This window comes from Paractinoplanes abujensis, from assembly GCF_014204895.1.
Taxonomy (GTDB): Bacteria; Actinomycetota; Actinomycetes; order Mycobacteriales; family Micromonosporaceae; genus Actinoplanes; species Actinoplanes abujensis.
Map to the genome: position 1 here is coordinate 3,800,823 of NZ_JACHMF010000001.1, position 16,381 is coordinate 3,817,203.

The following is a 16,381-nucleotide window of genomic DNA, read 5'->3' on the forward strand; positions in this document are numbered from 1 at the left end:
TTCTGGCTCCCGGGCACCGACGGCTCCGGATCGGCGACGCCTGGCGCGACGCCACCGGCGGAGCCACCTTCACGGTCGAAGATCCGGCCACCGGCAAACCCCTCGCCGAGGTGGCGGACGCCGATGTCGCGGACGGGCTCGCCGCTCTGGACGCGGCGAGCGCGGCCGGGCCGCGGTGGGCGGCGACCCCGCCGCGGCGACGGTCGGAGTTGCTGACCGCGACGTACCGGGCCCTGACCGCGCGGTCCGAGGAGGTCGCCCGGCTGATCACGCTCGAGATGGGCAAGCCGCTCGCCGAAGCCCGGGCCGAGGTCGCGTACGGCGCCGAGTTCTTCCGCTGGTTCGCCGAGGAGGCCGTACGCGTCGAGGGGCGTTACAACACCGCTCCGCAGGGCGGCTACCGCATCCTCACCGTGCCCAAGCCGGTCGGGCCGTGCGTCTTCGTGACACCCTGGAACTTCCCGCTGGCCATGGGCGCCCGCAAGATCGCTCCGGCGCTGGCCGCGGGGTGCACGACGATCACCAAGCCGGCCGCGCAGACCCCGCTGACCATGCTGCTGCTGGCCCGCATCATGGAGGAAGCCGGCGTGCCGCCGGGCGTGGTCAACGTGGTGACCACCAGACGGTCCGGCGCGGTGGTCTCGGCGCTGCTGGCCGACAGCCGCACCCGCAAGCTCTCGTTCACCGGGTCGACCGAGGTCGGGCGGGTGCTGCTGCGGCAGGCCGCGGACAACGTGCTGCGCACCTCGATGGAACTGGGCGGCAACGCGGCCCTGATCGTCTGCGCGGACGCCGACCTGGACGTCGCGGTCGACGGGGCCATGGTGGCCAAGATGCGCAACATCGGGGAGTCCTGCGTCGCGGCCAACCGGATCTACGTCGAGGAGCCGGTGCGCGAGGAGTTCACGGCGCGCTTCGCCGAGCGGATGGGCGCGCTGCGCCTGGGCCATGGACTCGACGACGGCGTGACCGTCGGCGCGCTGATCGACGAGGCCTCGGTGACCAGGATCGACGAACTCGTCGCCGATGCGGCCGGGCGCGGTGCCCGGGTCCTGGTGGGCGGCGCGCGTCCGGACGGGCCGGGCTCCTTCTATCCGCCCACGGTCCTGGTGGACGTGCCCGCGGAGGCGCGGATGCTGCGGACCGAGATCTTCGGCCCGGTCGCCCCGATTCTCGCGTTCACGTCCGACGACGAGGTGCTGGCGAAGGCCAACGACACCGAGTACGGCCTGGTCGCGTACGTCTTCACCCGCGACCTGCAGCGGGCGCTCCGGTTCGCCGAAGGGCTGGACACCGGAATGCTCGGCATCAACCGCGGCCTCATATCGGACCCGTCGGCCCCGTTCGGCGGCGTGAAACAGTCCGGGATCGGCAAGGAGGGGTCGCACGAGGGCATCGGAGAGTACCTCGACCTCACCTACGCCGCGATCGACCTACCGTGACCTCGGAAAGGCATCGACATGCTGGAAACCGTCCGCGGGCCACGCCAGTTGATAGTGGGCGAAGGGGTCGCGCAGAACATCCCTCGAGTGGTGGCCGAGAGCGGCTCGCGCGTGCTCGTCGTGACCGATCGCATTCTCCTGGGGCAGCCGGCCGTGGCCGCGATCGTGGCCGCCGTACGGGAGAGGGTCGAGCTCGTGGAGGTCTTCGCCGACGCGACCCCGGACGTCCCGCTGACCGACGTGAGCCTGGCCGTCGCGGCCGCGGCCGAGGTGGACGCCGACGTGATCCTGGCCGTCGGGGGTGGCACGGTGATCGACCTCGCCAAGATCGTCGGCGTCATCCGGCGTCACGGTGGGACGCCGCGCGACTTCTACGGCGAGTCGAAGGTGCCGGGACCGACGATTCCGCTCGTCGCCGTGCCCACCACGTCCGGCACCGGCTCCGAGCTCACCCCCGTCTCGGTGCTGACCGACCCGGACCGGGCGCTGAAGGTGGGGGTCTCCAGCGTTCACATCGTGCCCGACTTCGCCATCGTCGACCCCGAGCTCACCTACAGCTGCCCGGCGACCGTCACCGCCCACTCCGGTATCGACGCCTTCTGTCACGCGGTCGAGAGCTACACCGCGCGGCCGCGGGCGCACGGGCCGCGCGACCCGGTGGAGCAGGTCTTCCTCGGCCGCAACCCGGTCACCGACCACTACGCGCTGCAGGCCGCGGAGCGGATCGCCCGGAGCCTGCGCCGCGCGGTCGAGGACGGTGGCGACACGACGGCGCGCGCGGACATGTCCTACGGGTCCATGCTCGCCGGCCTCGCGTTCTCGCACGCGGGCAACGCGGCCCCGCACGCCCTCCAGTACCCGATCGGCGCGGCCACGCACACGCCGCACGGGCTGGGCGTCGGGTTGCTGCTGCCCTACGCGCTGGACGCGGCGCGCGAGGCCATCGGCGACCGGTTGGCCACCCTGGCCACGGTGTGCGGGCTGGACGTGGCCGGCGCCTCGGCGGGCGAAGCGGCCGACACGTTTCTCACCTGGCTCGACGCACTCCTGGCGGACATCGGCATTCCGGCCACCCTGGCCGACATCGGGGTCGCCCGGGCCGACCTCCCGCGTTTCGCGGAGATGGCGAGCGGTGTCACCCGCCTGATCCAGAACCATCCCGGCCCGACCGACACCGCCAGCCTGACCGCGCTGCTCGAAGCGGCCTGGACCGGAGACCGCAGCCGCCCCGTCCTGACGCCGTGACCGGCCGCTCCCCGCGTCACCGCCGGTACGGCCTATCGTGGGCCGGTGCCCCCACCGACCAAGATTGCCGCAGCTCAGCAGGTGCGGCAGCTGCTTCACCTCGATCTCGTACGGTCGGAGAAGGCGACCGTTCACCTGACGACGTTCGTCGTCTCGGCGGTCTCGACCATCCTGATCACCCGCGCGTTTCTGGCCTTGACCGGATACCCGCAGATCGGTGGCGACACCGGCCTGCACATCGCCCATGTGCTTCCCGGCGGCCTGCTGATGCTGGCCGGCCTCGTGACGGGGTTCGCCTTCATCGGCCGCGGCCCCCGTCCGGTGGCCGCGCTGCTCGGCGGGGTGGGCTTCGGGCTGTTCATCGACGAGGTCGGCAAGTTCGTCACGGCCGACAACGACTACTTCTTCGAGCCGGCCCCGGCCATCATGTACGTCGTTTTCGTGACCCTCGTCGTGGCGGCCCAGGCCGGTCGCCGCCGGCGCCCCCTGAGCGACCAGGAGAAGGTGGCCAACGCGGCCCACGTGCTCGTCGACGGGCTGGCCGGACGACTGCCCGACCGCCGGCGGCAGGAGGTTCTGCGCACCCTCGACGCGATCAGCACCGTCAAGGGTGCCCAGCAGCTGCGCGACCTGCTGGCCGACGTGGAACCGCGGGTCTCCCCGCTCCCCCAGCGCTTCGAGCTGCTGTGGCATCGGGTCACGGCGGCCCTGGCCCGGGTGGCGTCGTCCCGTTTCGCCGTCACCGTGGTGGCGACGCTGCTGGTCCTGCAGGCACTCGGCGCCACTGCCGTCGTCGTCTCACTGTGGCGCGCGAACGAGTCGTACGTCCTGGTCACCGCGGGCACCCTGACCGGAACGGCCGTCTGCTTGATCTGCACCACCGTGGGGCTGTGGCGGTGGCGGACCGGCGCCGGGCGCGCCGCCGTGGAGTGGCTGCAGCGCTCGGCGTTGACCAGCCTGCTGGTGACGCAGGTGTTCCACTTCGCGGCCTCCCAGTTCACCGCGGTCGCCGGCCTCGGCGTCGACCTGCTGCTGCTCGGCGTGACCAGCAGCATCCTCCGGACGAGGTTCGCCCCGCCGTGAGCGGGCCGGCCCGCCGTCAGTGCGCCGGCCGCAAGCCGTGGCCGACGCCGGGCAGAGCCTCCAGCCGGTCCCGGACGCCCTGCGCGTCGGTGTGGTCGAGGTCGACGAAGATGCGCAGCGCATCGGTCCATTCGCCGCGCGCCGCCGCGGGGTTGCCGGCCGCCTCGTGCGTGTCGCCCAGATGCACCAGGATCTGCGCCTCGGCCAGCCGGTCGCCGATGTCGCGGGTCAGGTCCACGCTGCGCCGGTAACACTCCCTTGCCTCGTCGTAGCGGCCGAGGTGGTGATGGGCGTGGCCGATGGTGTCCCACACGTCGGCCTGCCCGCGTTTGTCGCCGACCCGCTGGTTCACCGCGAGCGACCGCTGCCCGTACTCGATGGCCTCGTGATGGTCCCCGCCGAGCGTGCTGTGCCAGGCCATACTGCTCAGCGCCACGGCCTGTCCCCGCAGGTTGCCGGCCTCCTCGTAGAGCGCGAGGGCCTTGCGGGCATGCTCCAGGGCCTGCGCGTGCTGGTGCTCGATGCCGTTGATGACCGCCAAGGTGTTGTGCACGAACGCCTGACCGCCGCGGTTGCCGGAGCGGACGCTCAACTCCAGGGCGCGGCCCAGATGGGAGCGGGCCACGTCGAGCCGGCCGAGGATGATGTTGGCCCGGGACAGACTCCGGTGGGCGCCGGCCAGTGGTTCCCCACCGAGGCGCTCCGCCCCTGCGAGCGCGTTCGTCCAGGCCTCGAGCCGGTCGTGGCGGTGCCCGCCGCGGAAGAGGTAGGTGTCGAGCGCCCAGGCGAGCTGCCAGGCCCGCGCGTCCCGCCCGGAGGCGGCGGCAGTGCGGGCGACGGCCAGCAGCGCCGGCCGCTCGGCGGCGAACCAGGCCAGGGCTTGCCGGTGGTCGGTGAAGGCGTCCGCACCGGAGCCGGTGTCCGGCGGCAACGGCACGTCGATCGGGTCGCGGGCCGGATAGAGCATCCGGTCCGCGGCGTGCGCGGTGTGCGCGTAGTAGTCGATCAGACGGACGGTCGCGGCGTCGCGGTCGGCGTCGGAGTCGTGGACGGCGGTCAGGTCGCCGGCGTACACGCGCACCAGGTCGTGCCACGAGTACCGGCCCGGGGAGTGCTCGGCGAGCAGGCTGGCCTGGGTCAGCTCGCCCAGGAGGCGCCGGGCCTGGGCCGGGCGCTGCCCGCCGAGGGCGGCCGCCGCGGACGTCGCGACGTCCGGCCCGGGATGCAGGCTCAGCAGCCGGAACAGCCGCTGCGCGGCGTCGCTCAGGGCGGCGTACGACCAGGAGAACACCGCCCGCACCTGCACCGCCGGGTCGCCGGTGTCCAAGGCGTCCAAGCGGTCGTCCGGGCCGGCGAGTTCGCCGGCCAGCGCGGCGAGCGGGAAGTCGTTCTGCCGGGCGCGGGCCGCGGTGATAGCCAACGCGATCGGCAGGCGCGCGCAGGAGGCGATGATGCTGTTCACCGCGTGCGGTTCCCGGCGAGTCCGGGCCGTGCCGAGCCGGCGGCTGAGCAGGTCACGCGCTTCCGGCAGGGACAGCACGCCCAGTGTCACCGGATGTGCGCCGACGGTCGCCACCAGCCCGGTCAGCCGGTTGCGGGAGGTCACCACGACCAGGGCCCCGGGCGTGGCCGGCAGCAGCGGGCGGACCTGCTCGGCGTCCCGGGCGTTGTCGAGCACGATCAGGATCCGCCGGCCGGACAGCAGGCTACGGTAGAGCCCCGCCTGAGCGTCCAGGCCGGCGGGGATGCGGCCGGTGGGCACACCGAGGGCGTCAAGGAAGCCGCGCACGGCGTCGGCCGGGTCCATCGGCCGCCCGGACAGGTCGAACCCGCGAAGATTCACGTACAGCTGACCGTCGGGGAAGTCGTTCGCGACCCGGTGCGCCCAGTGCACCACCAGGGTGGTCTTGCCGACCCCGGCCACACCGGAGACGGCGATGACCGGCGCCCCGGGCCCCGCCTGAAGGCTCCCCGGCGGGGTGGTCCGCAGGAGGTCGTCCAGCAGGGCGAGCTGGTCGTCGCGGCCGGCGAAGCCGGAGACGTCGGCGGGCAGCTGCGCCGGAGCGGCCGGGGCCGGGGCCGCGGGGGCCGGCGCGGGCGGCGCCACGCCCCGCAGGATCGACCGGTGAATCTTCTGCAGCTCGGCGCTCGGGTCGGCACCGAGCTCCTCGAGCAGTTTCCGGCGTACGTCCTCGTAGTAGGACAACGCCTCGGCCGGCTGGCCCGCCGCGGCCAGCGCCTCGATGACGACCGCGGCCAGCGCCTCGTTGAGCGGATGTTCCCGAGCCAAGTCGCCGAGGGCCGGAACGACGGCGGCCGGGTTCGCCGTCAGCTCGGCCCGGCCCCAGGCCACCGACGCGGCCAGATGTTCGCGCCGCCAGGCCTGCCGGGCCCGCTCGGCCCAGGCCCCGCTCACGTCGGCCAGCGGTTCCCCGTGCCACAGCCCGATGGCCTGGCGCAGCGGCTCCAGCCCGCCCGAGGCGGCGAGATGCCGGAAACGGTGCAGATCGACCTGCAGCGGATCGACGTCGAGCAGATACGAGCCAGCCTTGTTGCCAAGCGTTATCACTTTCTCACCCGGTGCCGCCGCCTGCTCGAGCGTCTGCCGGATCCGGGTGATGTGTGCCTGCAGCGACGCGCGGACCGTGCGGGGCGGCTCCGGCCCCCACACCCGCTCGATCAGCGTGCCGACCGGGACGGGCCGACCGGCGTCCGCCAGCAGCGCCGCCAGGATCGCCCGCTGCCGTGGCTGGCCGGCGTCGACGCGCCGGCCGCCGGCCACCATTTCCACCGGGCCCAGCAACTGAAACTCGATCACGCCGCTCCCGCCCACTTGCTCCGAGCCACAAGGATTTCACAAGCGAACCGCAGGGCGGCATCAGCGATCCTGGATGAGGACGTCACAACGGGGGTCGCTGATCGGCGGCCGGAACACTCCGGCCGCCGATCACCGGCAGATTCGCATCCACGAGTGCGGTTCGGGCGAGGCCCGCCGCCGGACCGTGAGGGCGGCGGCTACGCTGGGTCGACAGCGATGCGTGGTGAGGCAGCAGATGGTGAATGTGCATGAATTGGCGCGGCGGCTCAGTGCCCTCGGAACCGATGACTTCACCGACGACGACGTCGTGGACCTGGCCACGGCGGCCGACGTGCGGATCAGCGCCGATCTCGAGATCGACGCCGCCACCGCGCAGCGCCTGCTCGACCAGATCTCACCCGCGCTGCCCGTCACCGGAGCGCAGCTCGTCGCGTCGCAATGGCCGCCACCGGTGTCCTCCCGGCCCACCGCGCCTTCGGTGACGTTCTCGAGCCCCGGCGCCGTCGACGGCCCGTCCGACCAGCCGGCCCGGCGCAGCTCCGGATCCCCGCGTCACGGCCGGCGACCCGGCTCCCGGCGACCGGGCTCACCCAGGCGCCCCTGACCGCCTCAACGCCGGCCGGCCGGCTCCTGACCGGCCAGGGGCCCGACCTGGTCGATGGCCGGGGCGCAGTGCAGGGCGTGGGCGCCGACGGCAGTGGCCGCGCCCCGGTCGTTCAGGTCCAGGCTGTCGCGCAGGGTGACCGGCCTCAGGGCGGCCGCCGCCAGGACGCCGACCACCGCGATGACGGCCGAGAGCAGGAAAATGTGGCCGGTGGCGTCACCGTAGGCGGCGCGGACGATCTGCTGCACGGCGTCAGGCAGCACGTCGAGGTTGAGGCTGCTGCCCCCGCCGCCGCTACCGGCGGCGGGGATCCCGGCCGCGGCCAGATCCCGGCTGATCTGGTCGGCCACCCGGCGGGCCAGCACCGCACCGAGCACTGACACGCCGATCGTGCCGCCCAGCGACCGGAAGAACGCCACCGCCGAGCTGGCGGCGCCGATGTCGGAGAGCGAGACGCTGTTCTGCACCGCGAGGACCAGGTTCTGCATCGCCAGGCCGACGCCCGCGCCGACCAGGAACATGCCCGCGCCGACGAACCACAGCGGGGTCCGGTGGTCGATCGTGGCCAGCACGGCGAAGCCGGCCACCAGCACGACGGTGCCGGTGACGATGTAGGGCTTGACCCGGCCGCTGGCAGTGATCATGCGGCCGGCCACGATCGAGGTGAGCAGCACACCCGCCATCATCGGGACGGTGAGCAGGCCCGCCTGGGTGGGGCTGTAACCACGGCCGACCTGGAAGTACTGGCCCAGGAAGACCGCACCGCCGAACATGGCCATGCCGACCGCGAGGCTGGCCACGATGGCCAGGGCAGTATTACGGGCGCGCAGGACGGGCAACGGCACGATCGGCTCGGCCGCGTGCACCTCCACCCGTACGGCCAGAGCCAGCAGGACGACCGAGCCGGTCACCATGGCGGCGGTCGGCCAGGACAACCAGGGGAACGAACCGCCGACGAACGAGACCCAGATGAGCAGGAGGCTGACGCCCGCGGCGATCAACGTGGCGCCCAGGTAATCGATGCGCACGGTGTCGCGGCGCACGGTCTGCAGCTTCAAGGTGAACTGCAACAGCACCAGCGCGATCGCCGCGACGGGGACGCCGACGAAGAAGCACCAGCGCCAGCCCAGCCACGAGGTGTCGACGATCAGACCACCCAGCAGCGGACCACCGACCGTCGCCACCGCCATGACGCCGCCGAGGTAGCCGTTGTAGCGGCCGCGCTCCCGCGGCGGGATCATCGCGGCGATGGCGACCTGGACGAGGGCCTGCAGACCGCCGACCCCGACGCCCTGGAAGGCGCGGGACGCGATCAACTGGCCGGCGGACTGGCTGAAGCCGGCCAGGACCGACCCGACGACGAAGACGCCGATCGCGACCTGGATCAGCAGCTTCTTGCTGAACAGGTCAGCCAGCTTGCCCCAGATCGGCGTGGCCGCCGTGGCGGTGAGCAGGGTCGCCGTCACCACCCACGTGTACTGGGTCTGCGACCCGTTCAGCGAGCCGATGATGGTGGGCAGCGCGGTGGAGACGACGGTGGCGCTGAGCATGGCGACGAAGAGCACCAGCAGCAGTCCGCTGAGAGCCTGCAGCGTCTGCCGGTGGCTCATCGGTCCGGCGGCTGCCGTGCCGGCCGGCGTAGTGGATGCGCTCATCGCGCCGCCTCCAGGCTGTCGTGGCTGGTCAGGGACCGTTCGAGGAACCGGGTGAAGCGGTGGCGCCGGCGATGCATCCCCCGCGGCCGACCGGCGAAACCCGAAGAAGCGTCCGCGCGCAGCTGTACTTCGGGCGAGGCTGGGTAAGCGCACACTGCACAAGATCAGATCAACCGGGAGAGCCTCATGCCCTACGCCACCACTCGTTCCCTGGACGGCACCGTCGTCGCGATCACCGGTGCCAGCGCCGGTATCGGTGCGGCCTCCGTCTATTCCCTGGTCGACGCGGGCGCGCGCGTCGCCGTGTCGGCGCGCCGCGAGGACCGCCTGGCCAAGATCGTCAGTGACCTGGGCGAGGACAAGGTGGTGCCGGTCGTCGGCGACGTCCGCGATCCCGGCCTGAACGACGCCCTGGTCAAGGCGGCCGTCGACAAGTGGGGACGGCTCGACACGATGGTGGCCAACGCCGGCATCGGCGCGTACGGCGGGATCCTCGACCTCGACGACGACACCCTGACCGAAATGGTCGAGACCAACTACTTGGGCACCGTTTGGAGTGTGCGGTCGGCCGTCAAGCAGTTCCGCGCGCAGGACGGCGGCGGTGACATCATCGTCGTCTCCTCGGTGGCCGGGTTCCGCGGCGGTGCGGACGAGGCCGTGTACGCGGGCACCAAGCACGCTCAGGTGGGCCTGGCCGGCTCCCTCGACCGGGAACTGCGCGCCGAAGGTATCCGCGTCACCCTCATCTGCCCGGCCGGGACGGCGACCGAGTTCGCGATCGGCGCCGGCCGCACCGAAGGCTCCCCCGACCTCGACGCCTACCTTCGTCCCGAAGACGTCGCGCACACGATCCGCGTCGTGCTGGAGCAGCCCCGCTCGGTGCGGACGACGGTGTGGCAGCTGTGGAGCACCGAGCAGCAGAGCTGAGCACGGGTTCTCGGCGCGCGGGTGGAGCGACGTGCTGGAAGCTCGCCGGAGGTGCCGTGTTCGCGGTCACACAGCTCGCCGCCCACCCGTACGCCGTCAGGCCGGCGAGGTCGACGGCATCGCGTCGTGGCACGCGGCGCACCTCCCCTGCGACGACCGGCTCGGCGTGCAACAGCAGTCCACCGGTTTCATCGGTACGCGCCGCGGGACTTCACCCCGGAGCATCCGGGTGAGCCGCTGATGCTGCGGGCGCCGTACGTCCAGCTCTGTCGCCACGGGTTGCACCTGGCCTCGCCGGCCGGGGCCCGGCCGGCGATCGTCGAGGGGGTTCGGCGGGCTGCGCGAGCAGGCCTCGGGCCAGCCCGTGGAGCGTACGGTCGTGCCGTTCAAGCCGTTGCCGGCCGCACCCCGGCAGCCGCCCGGTTACGCGCCGCAACGGGCCACGGCCGGCTCCGCGGAGGGCACCCGGCCCGTCCCCGCGCCATCGCCGTCACCTGGTCGGCGCGGGCGCCCTGAGGCGCGCCCGGCCGGGGTGCTTACCGGGGGCCTCGCGCGGGACGTCCGGGCTGGAGTTCGCCGTGCCGGGCCAGGCTCAGCGCCCCGGCGACGGCCGTCACGAAGCCGGCCGCGGCCACCGCGCCCCAGCCCGGCCGGGTCGTGCCGCCCAGCAGGAGCAGACCGGCCGCGGCCGGCAGGACGGTCTCCAGGACGACGAGCGGCGCCGTCGCCAGGGTCACGGAGCCGCGTTGCAGCGCGGTCGGGTAGGCCAGCATGGCGACCGCCCCGCCGATGAGCAGCCCGTAGGCCGCCGGATCGGCGAGCACGCCGCCGAGCGTCAGCGGGGCCGGCAGCGTGCGGGTGGCCACCGCGACCACGGCGAACCCGGCGCCGGCGACAGCCCCGAGGGCCGCCGCGCCGCGCGGGCCCGGCAGCCGGCCGAGCGGGAGGGCCACCGCGACGAGCAGGATCGCCGTGAGCAGAACGGCCCAGCTGACGGCAGCGGGGACGGGTCGCGGGGAGTCGCCGGTCGCGGCGAGACCGATCAGGGCAAGGCCCGCCACCACGACGGCGATGCCGATCTTGTCGCTTCGCCGCAGCGGCAGCTTGCCGACCAGGGCCCCCAGAACCGCGGTGACGGCCAGGAAGCTCGCCACGATCGGCTGCACGACGAACAGCGGCAGGGTCCGCAGGGCGGCCAGCGAGAGCAGGAAGGCCGCGCCGTCGAGGACCAGGCCCAGCACGTATCGCCACGATCGGGCGAGCCGCACCAGCAGGCGCGGATCCAGGCCTCCGGCCGGCGCCGTGAGCCGCGCGGCCAGGGCCTGCAGGGTCGAGGCGACGCCGTAGCAGAGCGCCGACCCCAGCGCGCCGGCCAGGCCGAGGACCACCGGTCGACTGTCGCCGCCGGTGCTGGGAAGGCCATGTAGAGTGCTTCCAGCAAAGCATTTGAAGCGGTGCGGGCCCGGGTCGGTGCGCCCGCCGGAAGCGGGGCTGGAGCGTTGGCGGCGGGTCATCGAGTCACCATCTACGAGGTCGCCGACCGTGCCGGGGTCAGCATCTCGACCGTCTCCAACGTACTCAACAAGCCGGACCGGGTGAGCCGGGAGACGCGGGAACGGGTGCTGGCGGCCGTCGACGCGCTGGGTTTCGTCCCCAAGGTGCAGGCGGTCAGCCTGGCCCGGCGGGGCACCGGCCGGATCGGCGTGATGGCCCCGTTCACCTCGTACGGGTCGTATCTGCGCCGGTTGTCCGGCCTGCTGACGGCGGCCACCGAGCTCGAGATCGACGTGCTGGTGTTCGACCACGAGTCGGCCGCGCTGGCCTCCTCGCCGGTGCTGGCCAGCATGCCGGTCCACGGACGGCTCGACGGGCTGGTCGTGATGGGTCTGCGCATCGAGGACGCCATCGCCGACCGGCTGCGGGAGCGGCGCCTGCCCACGGTGGCCGTCGACGCCGACAGCGCGCTGTTCAGCCGGGTGATGATCGACGACCATGCGGGCGGCCGGACGGCGGCGGAGCATCTGCGCGAGCGCGGTCACCGCCACGTCGGTTATCTGCTCGAGCGGCAGGTCTCGGACTACGAGTCGCAGGCGATCAAGCGGCTGGCCGGCTTCCGCGAGGTGATCGCCGCGGCCGGCGGTTCGGTCACCGTGGCTCGCAGCGACAACTCGGTCGACAACGGCCGCCGCGCCGCCGCTGCCCTGCTCGATGCGGCCGACCGGCCGACGGCGATCATGGCGCACCATGACGCGCTCGCGATCGGTGTCCTGCTCGCGGCCCGGGACCGTGGGTTGCGGGTGCCGCAGGACGTGGCCGTGATGGGTTTCGACGACGGCGAGATGGCAGTGGCGGCCGACCTGACCACAGTGCGCCAGCCGTTCGAGGAGTCCGGCAGCACCGCGCTGAGCGTGCTGCTGGGGCACCTCGGCGGGTCCGATCTGCGCTCGACCACCGTGCTCGACGTCCGCCTGATCGCTCGATCCACGACCTGAGCTGGTCTTCATTCGTACGCGGACTCGCCGCCGTACGGGAAAAAAGTGCTTCTATAGAATCTCTTGACAGCCACTTTGCCATGCGGTTTCGTGCTTGTAACGCACCCGGGCCACACCTCCCGGCCGGGATTCACCCATCCCAGGAGATAAAAAGTGTTCGCTGACCATATGAAACGTCCTGTCCTGGCGGTGCTGGCCTGCGCCGGCCTGCTGACCGCGGCGGCTTGCAGCGCGCCCGGAAGCGACTCCAGCTCCTCGCCCGGCCCCTCCGGCAGCGCCGCGGCCCTGACGACCTCCTGCGGCACCGGCCCGGTGACCCTCGAGGGGTACTTCGAGACCGGTTTCCCCCTGCCCAAGCAGCTCGCCGACGAGTTCACCAAGCAGTTCCCGAACGTCAAGTGGGACATCCGCGAGGACCAGTTCGCGGTGATCACCCAGAACGCGCCGCGCGTGCTGGCCGACGACCCGCCGGACCTCATGCGCCTGCCGCAGGTCTCCGAGCTCGTCAAGGACGGCCTGCTCAAGTCGATGGACGGCTACGCCCAGGCCTACGGATGGGACAAGTGGCCGGCCTCGCAGCTGGAGCAGATGCGGGTCGGCAGCAACGGTCAGCGGGGCGACGGCCCGCTCTACGCGCAGGGCCTGAACTTCAGCATGACCGGCGTCTTCTACAACAAGAAGCTGGCCGCGCAGATCGGCATGACCGAGCCGCCGGCCACGCTGGCCGAGCTGGACACCGTCCTGCAGAAGGCGAAGGCGGCCGGCCTGGTGCCGATCAACCAGTTCAACGGCGGCGCCACCGGTGGTCTCGCCTTCCCGCTGCAGAACCTCATGGCGGCGTACGGGGAACCCGGGCCGATCAACGACTGGATCTACCAGAAGTCCGGCGCGACCATCGACACGCCGAGCAATCTGCAGGCCACTCAGCACCTGGAGCGGTGGATCAAGGCCGGATACTTCGCCTCCGACATCAACTCGCAGGACTACGCCACCATGATGAGCCGGTTCATCGGCGGCAAGGCGCTGTTCATGTTCGACGGCGACTGGGAGTCGGGCAACCTCGACAAGCAGATGGCCGGTAACGCCGGCTTCTTCCTCATGCCGCCGCTGAACGCGGGCGGCAAGCGGGCCGCGATGTCGGCCCCGCTGACGTACGGCATCAGCGCCAAGGCCGCGCACGCCGACTGCGCCGCGTTCTTCCTCAACTGGGTGGCCACCAACCAGCAGGCCCGCGACATCGCCGTCAAGGTCGGCGGCTCGCACCCGATGGGCCCGTCAGACGCCTACATGCCGCCGGTCCAGGAAGGCACCGTGACGGCCGCGACGCTGACCGCGGGCGCCACCATCGCCCAGGACAACGGCGCGATGGACTTCATCGCCAACGCCACCGGCGCCATCTACGCCAAGAGCTGGACGCCGCAGCTGCAGAAGCTCGCGGCCGGCCAGCAGACACCGGACGCGCTGCTCAAGTCGGTGCAGAAGGACTACGAGAGTCAGGTCAAGGACTGACCGTGGCGACGAGAACCGGATCCGCGCGCCCGGGGCGTCGTACGCGTCGCCCCGGCGCCTGGCTGGGCTGGCTGTTCGCGGCCCCCGCGGCCATCATGTACGCCGTCTTCGTGCTGCGGCCGCTGCTGCTCACCGTCCAGTACTCGTTCTACGACTGGAACGGGATCGGCGCGTCGACGTGGGTGGGGCTGCAGAACTACACCCGGCTGTTCACCGAGCCCGAGCAGCTGGCGACGATCCTGCACGCGTTCGAGCTGATCCTGTTCTTCAGCCTGATCCCGGTGACGCTGGGCCTGTTCGTGGCGGCCACCATCCGCGGCATCGCGACCAGCCGGCTCGCCCTGGTCGCCCGCACCGTGCTGTTCCTGCCGCAGGTCATCCCGCTGGTCGCGGCGGGCATCATGTGGACCTGGCTGCTGTCCACGACCGGGCTGGCCAACGAGCTGTTGTCCGCGGTGGGGCTGCAGGGCGTGACCCGCGCGTGGCTCGGCGACTTCAGCACGGCGCTGCCGGCGGTCGGCGTGATCGGCGCCTGGGTGCTGGTCGGCCTGTGCACGCTGCTCCTGCTGGCCGGCATGAGCAAGATCGACCCGGCCCTCTACGAGTCGGCCCGGCTCGACGGCGCCGGGCCGATCCGCGAGTTCTTCGCCATCACGCTGCCCAGTCTGCGCCAGGAGATCGGCGTCTGCGTCACGGTCACCGTGATCGCCGCGCTGGCCAGCTTCGACATCGTCTACATCGCCACCCAGGGCGGACCGGGCAACTCCACCATGGTCCCCGGCCTGGAGATCTTCTATCTCGCCTTCTCCGAGCGCGAGGTGGGCCAGGCGTCCGCGCTCGCCGTCGTGCTCGTGCTGCTCGTGCTGGTCTGTGTCCTGCCCATCCAACGCTTCACCAGGGACGGCAACCGATGATCGTCAACCGCCGGGAGACCCTGATCGGGCGCACCCTCCTGGTCCTGCTGATGGTGATCACCGTGGTGCCCTTCATCAGCCTGTTCGTCACCGCCCTGCACCCCTCGGGCACCTACCCGGACGGGTTGTCGTGGCCGGACAGCCCGCAGTGGGGCAACTTCGCCGACGCGTTCCGGTCCGCGCGCATGGGTGAGCTGCTGCTCTCCAGCGCCCTGATCGTGGCCGGCGTCGTGCCGGTCTCGTTGCTGCTCGGCACCATGGCCGGTTTCGCCTTCGGCCACCTGCGGATGCCCGGGCACCGCATCGGCTTCCTCATCTTCGTGCTCGGCCTGACCCTGCCCTTCGAGGGCATCATCACGCCGCTGTACTACCAGATCCGCGACATGGGCCTGCTCAACACCCGCTGGGCGATCATCCTCCCGCTGATCGGCCTGTTCATGCCGTTCTCGGTGCTCTGGATGCGGGCCCACTTCGTCACCATGCCCGAGGACCTCTCCGAGGCCGCGCGCCTCGACGGCGCCGGCACCTGGCAGCTGTTCCGGCACGTCCACGTCCCGCTGGCCCGCCCGGCCCTGTCGTCGCTGGCGATCCTGCTCTTCCTCTGGACGTGGAACCAGTTCCTGCTGGCCATCGTGCTGGTCGACGACCCGGCGAAACGGACGATGGCCGGCGCGCTGGGCGCCTTCCAAGGCCAGTGGGGCACCGACATCCCGCTGCTGTGCGCGGGTTCGCTGCTCATCCTCGCGCCCACCCTGGCCGTGTTCCTGATCTTCCAGCGCCGGTTCGTGGCCGCGCTGCTGCAAGGCTCCCTCAAGGGCTGACGGGCGGCACCCATGACGACCACGCCAGAACTCACCGACACCGAACGCCGGACCTTCATCCGGTACACCCGCACCCAGCGCTGGCCGCTGCTGCAGCGCTTCCCGGTCCCTGACGACCTGCACGACGAGCTGCTGGCCCAGATGATCGGCTGGCCGGCGCCCACCGTACGGGCCGTGGCCGCGGAGCTGGCCCGGCAGGCACGCGACACCGCGACCGAGATGCTCACCGACCAGCACTTCCGGGCTCTGCTCGAGGCTCTGCCGTTCCGCCCGCAGGACCGGGTCGTCGCGGTCGGCGACTCGATCACGGCCGACCGCGTCGGCTGGTTCGAGCTGCTGGCCGCGGCCCTGCCGGCGCACTCCACGGTGAACCTGGGCGTCAGCGGCAACACCACGGCCGACGTGCTGGAACGGTTCGACCTGCTCGAGGCCGCGCGGCCCGGCCACGTCCTGCTCATGCTGGGCACCAACGACGTCCGTACGCACGGGCGCACCACCGGCTACCGGATGGCCACCAGTCCTGAGTTCGAACGCAACCTGCGCGCCCTGATCGACCTGATCACGTCTCTGGGCGCCACGGTCACGGCGATCACCCCACCCGTCGTCGACCAGAGCCGCGCCGACGCCACGTTCGCGGACGCCCCGGTCCGGTGGCACGCGGCCGACATCGCCGACATCGCCGCGATCACCCGTAAGGTCGCTCCGGCCTGCCTCGACCTGCACACGGCAACCCGGGCCGAGGACCCGGACGTGTTCCTGGAGGCCGACGGGGTGCACCCGTCGGCGGCGGGTCAGCGCCGGATCCTCACGCTCATCGCCGAACACCTCAGCACGGGGCCGCGGTAGCCGGTCGGGCACGGCTGAGCTCTTC

General features: G+C 72.1%; 13 protein-coding genes. 10 read left to right on the plus strand and 3 right to left on the minus strand.

The window, feature by feature from the left end:
* Nucleotides 1-2 precede the first annotated feature (2 nt).
* The 3 genes from BKA14_RS16915 to BKA14_RS16925 are packed head-to-tail and all read left to right on the plus strand — an operon-like array spanning nucleotide 3 to nucleotide 3,770.
* Complete coding sequence (locus BKA14_RS16915; protein WP_184956789.1) at nucleotides 3-1,442, plus strand: NAD-dependent succinate-semialdehyde dehydrogenase; 1,440 nt, start codon at nucleotides 3-5, stop codon at nucleotides 1,440-1,442.
* Between the two features lie 18 nt (nucleotides 1,443-1,460).
* The gene (locus tag BKA14_RS16920) at nucleotides 1,461-2,687 is read left to right on the plus strand and encodes an iron-containing alcohol dehydrogenase (protein ID WP_184951895.1); all 1,227 of its coding nucleotides are present in this window, start codon (nucleotides 1,461-1,463) and stop codon (nucleotides 2,685-2,687) included.
* A gap of 45 nt (nucleotides 2,688-2,732) precedes the next feature.
* Nucleotides 2,733-3,770: a hypothetical protein gene (locus BKA14_RS16925; protein ID WP_184951896.1), complete on the plus strand. Its 1,038-nt coding sequence runs from the start codon at nucleotides 2,733-2,735 to the stop codon at nucleotides 3,768-3,770.
* Nucleotides 3,771-3,786: 16 nt separating this feature from the next.
* Here the strand turns inward: BKA14_RS16925 and BKA14_RS16930 are convergent, their stop codons facing one another.
* A complete protein-coding gene (locus BKA14_RS16930; protein WP_203722866.1) occupies nucleotides 3,787-6,588 on the minus strand; it encodes an AfsR/SARP family transcriptional regulator in 2,802 nt (933 codons plus the stop codon).
* 235 nt (nucleotides 6,589-6,823) lie between these two features.
* On the opposite strand from BKA14_RS16930, the gene BKA14_RS16935 reads away from it, so the two are divergent.
* Complete coding sequence (locus tag BKA14_RS16935) at nucleotides 6,824-7,192, plus strand: hypothetical protein (RefSeq protein ID WP_184951897.1); 369 nt, start codon at nucleotides 6,824-6,826, stop codon at nucleotides 7,190-7,192.
* 5 nt (nucleotides 7,193-7,197) lie between these two features.
* Here BKA14_RS16935 and BKA14_RS16940 read toward each other — a convergent pair whose 3' ends face one another.
* On the minus strand, nucleotides 7,198-8,847 hold the full coding sequence (locus BKA14_RS16940; protein ID WP_184951898.1) for an MDR family MFS transporter: 1,650 nt from the start codon (nucleotides 8,845-8,847) through the stop codon (nucleotides 7,198-7,200).
* A gap of 186 nt (nucleotides 8,848-9,033) precedes the next feature.
* Here BKA14_RS16940 and BKA14_RS16945 point away from each other — a divergent pair, with 186 nt between their 5' ends.
* On the plus strand, nucleotides 9,034-9,774 hold the full coding sequence (locus BKA14_RS16945; RefSeq protein ID WP_184951899.1) for an SDR family oxidoreductase: 741 nt from the start codon (nucleotides 9,034-9,036) through the stop codon (nucleotides 9,772-9,774).
* 536 nt (nucleotides 9,775-10,310) lie between these two features.
* Here the strand turns inward: BKA14_RS16945 and BKA14_RS16950 are convergent.
* Entirely contained in the window at nucleotides 10,311-11,162 is an 852-nt protein-coding gene (locus BKA14_RS16950; protein WP_203722869.1) for a hypothetical protein, read from the minus strand.
* Between the two features lie 111 nt (nucleotides 11,163-11,273).
* Here BKA14_RS16950 and BKA14_RS16955 point away from each other — a divergent pair, with 111 nt between their 5' ends.
* The 5 genes from BKA14_RS16955 to BKA14_RS16975 all read left to right on the plus strand — a co-directional run bounded on the left by BKA14_RS16955 (nucleotide 11,274) and on the right by BKA14_RS16975 (nucleotide 16,356).
* Nucleotides 11,274-12,266: a LacI family DNA-binding transcriptional regulator gene (locus tag BKA14_RS16955; RefSeq protein WP_184951900.1), complete on the plus strand. Its 993-nt coding sequence runs from the start codon at nucleotides 11,274-11,276 to the stop codon at nucleotides 12,264-12,266.
* 168 nt (nucleotides 12,267-12,434) lie between these two features.
* The gene (locus tag BKA14_RS16960; protein WP_239093619.1) at nucleotides 12,435-13,775 is read left to right on the plus strand and encodes an ABC transporter substrate-binding protein; all 1,341 of its coding nucleotides are present in this window, start codon (nucleotides 12,435-12,437) and stop codon (nucleotides 13,773-13,775) included.
* Nucleotides 13,776-13,777: 2 nt separating this feature from the next.
* On the plus strand, nucleotides 13,778-14,689 hold the full coding sequence (locus BKA14_RS16965; RefSeq protein ID WP_184951901.1) for a carbohydrate ABC transporter permease: 912 nt from the start codon (nucleotides 13,778-13,780) through the stop codon (nucleotides 14,687-14,689).
* Entirely contained in the window at nucleotides 14,686-15,510 is an 825-nt protein-coding gene (locus BKA14_RS16970) for a carbohydrate ABC transporter permease (RefSeq protein ID WP_184951902.1), read from the plus strand. Before BKA14_RS16965 ends, BKA14_RS16970 begins: the two co-directional genes overlap by 4 nt.
* Before the next feature lie 12 nt (nucleotides 15,511-15,522).
* Nucleotides 15,523-16,356: an SGNH/GDSL hydrolase family protein gene (locus BKA14_RS16975; protein WP_184951903.1), complete on the plus strand. Its 834-nt coding sequence runs from the start codon at nucleotides 15,523-15,525 to the stop codon at nucleotides 16,354-16,356.
* The last annotated feature ends 25 nt before the right edge of the window (nucleotides 16,357-16,381 follow it).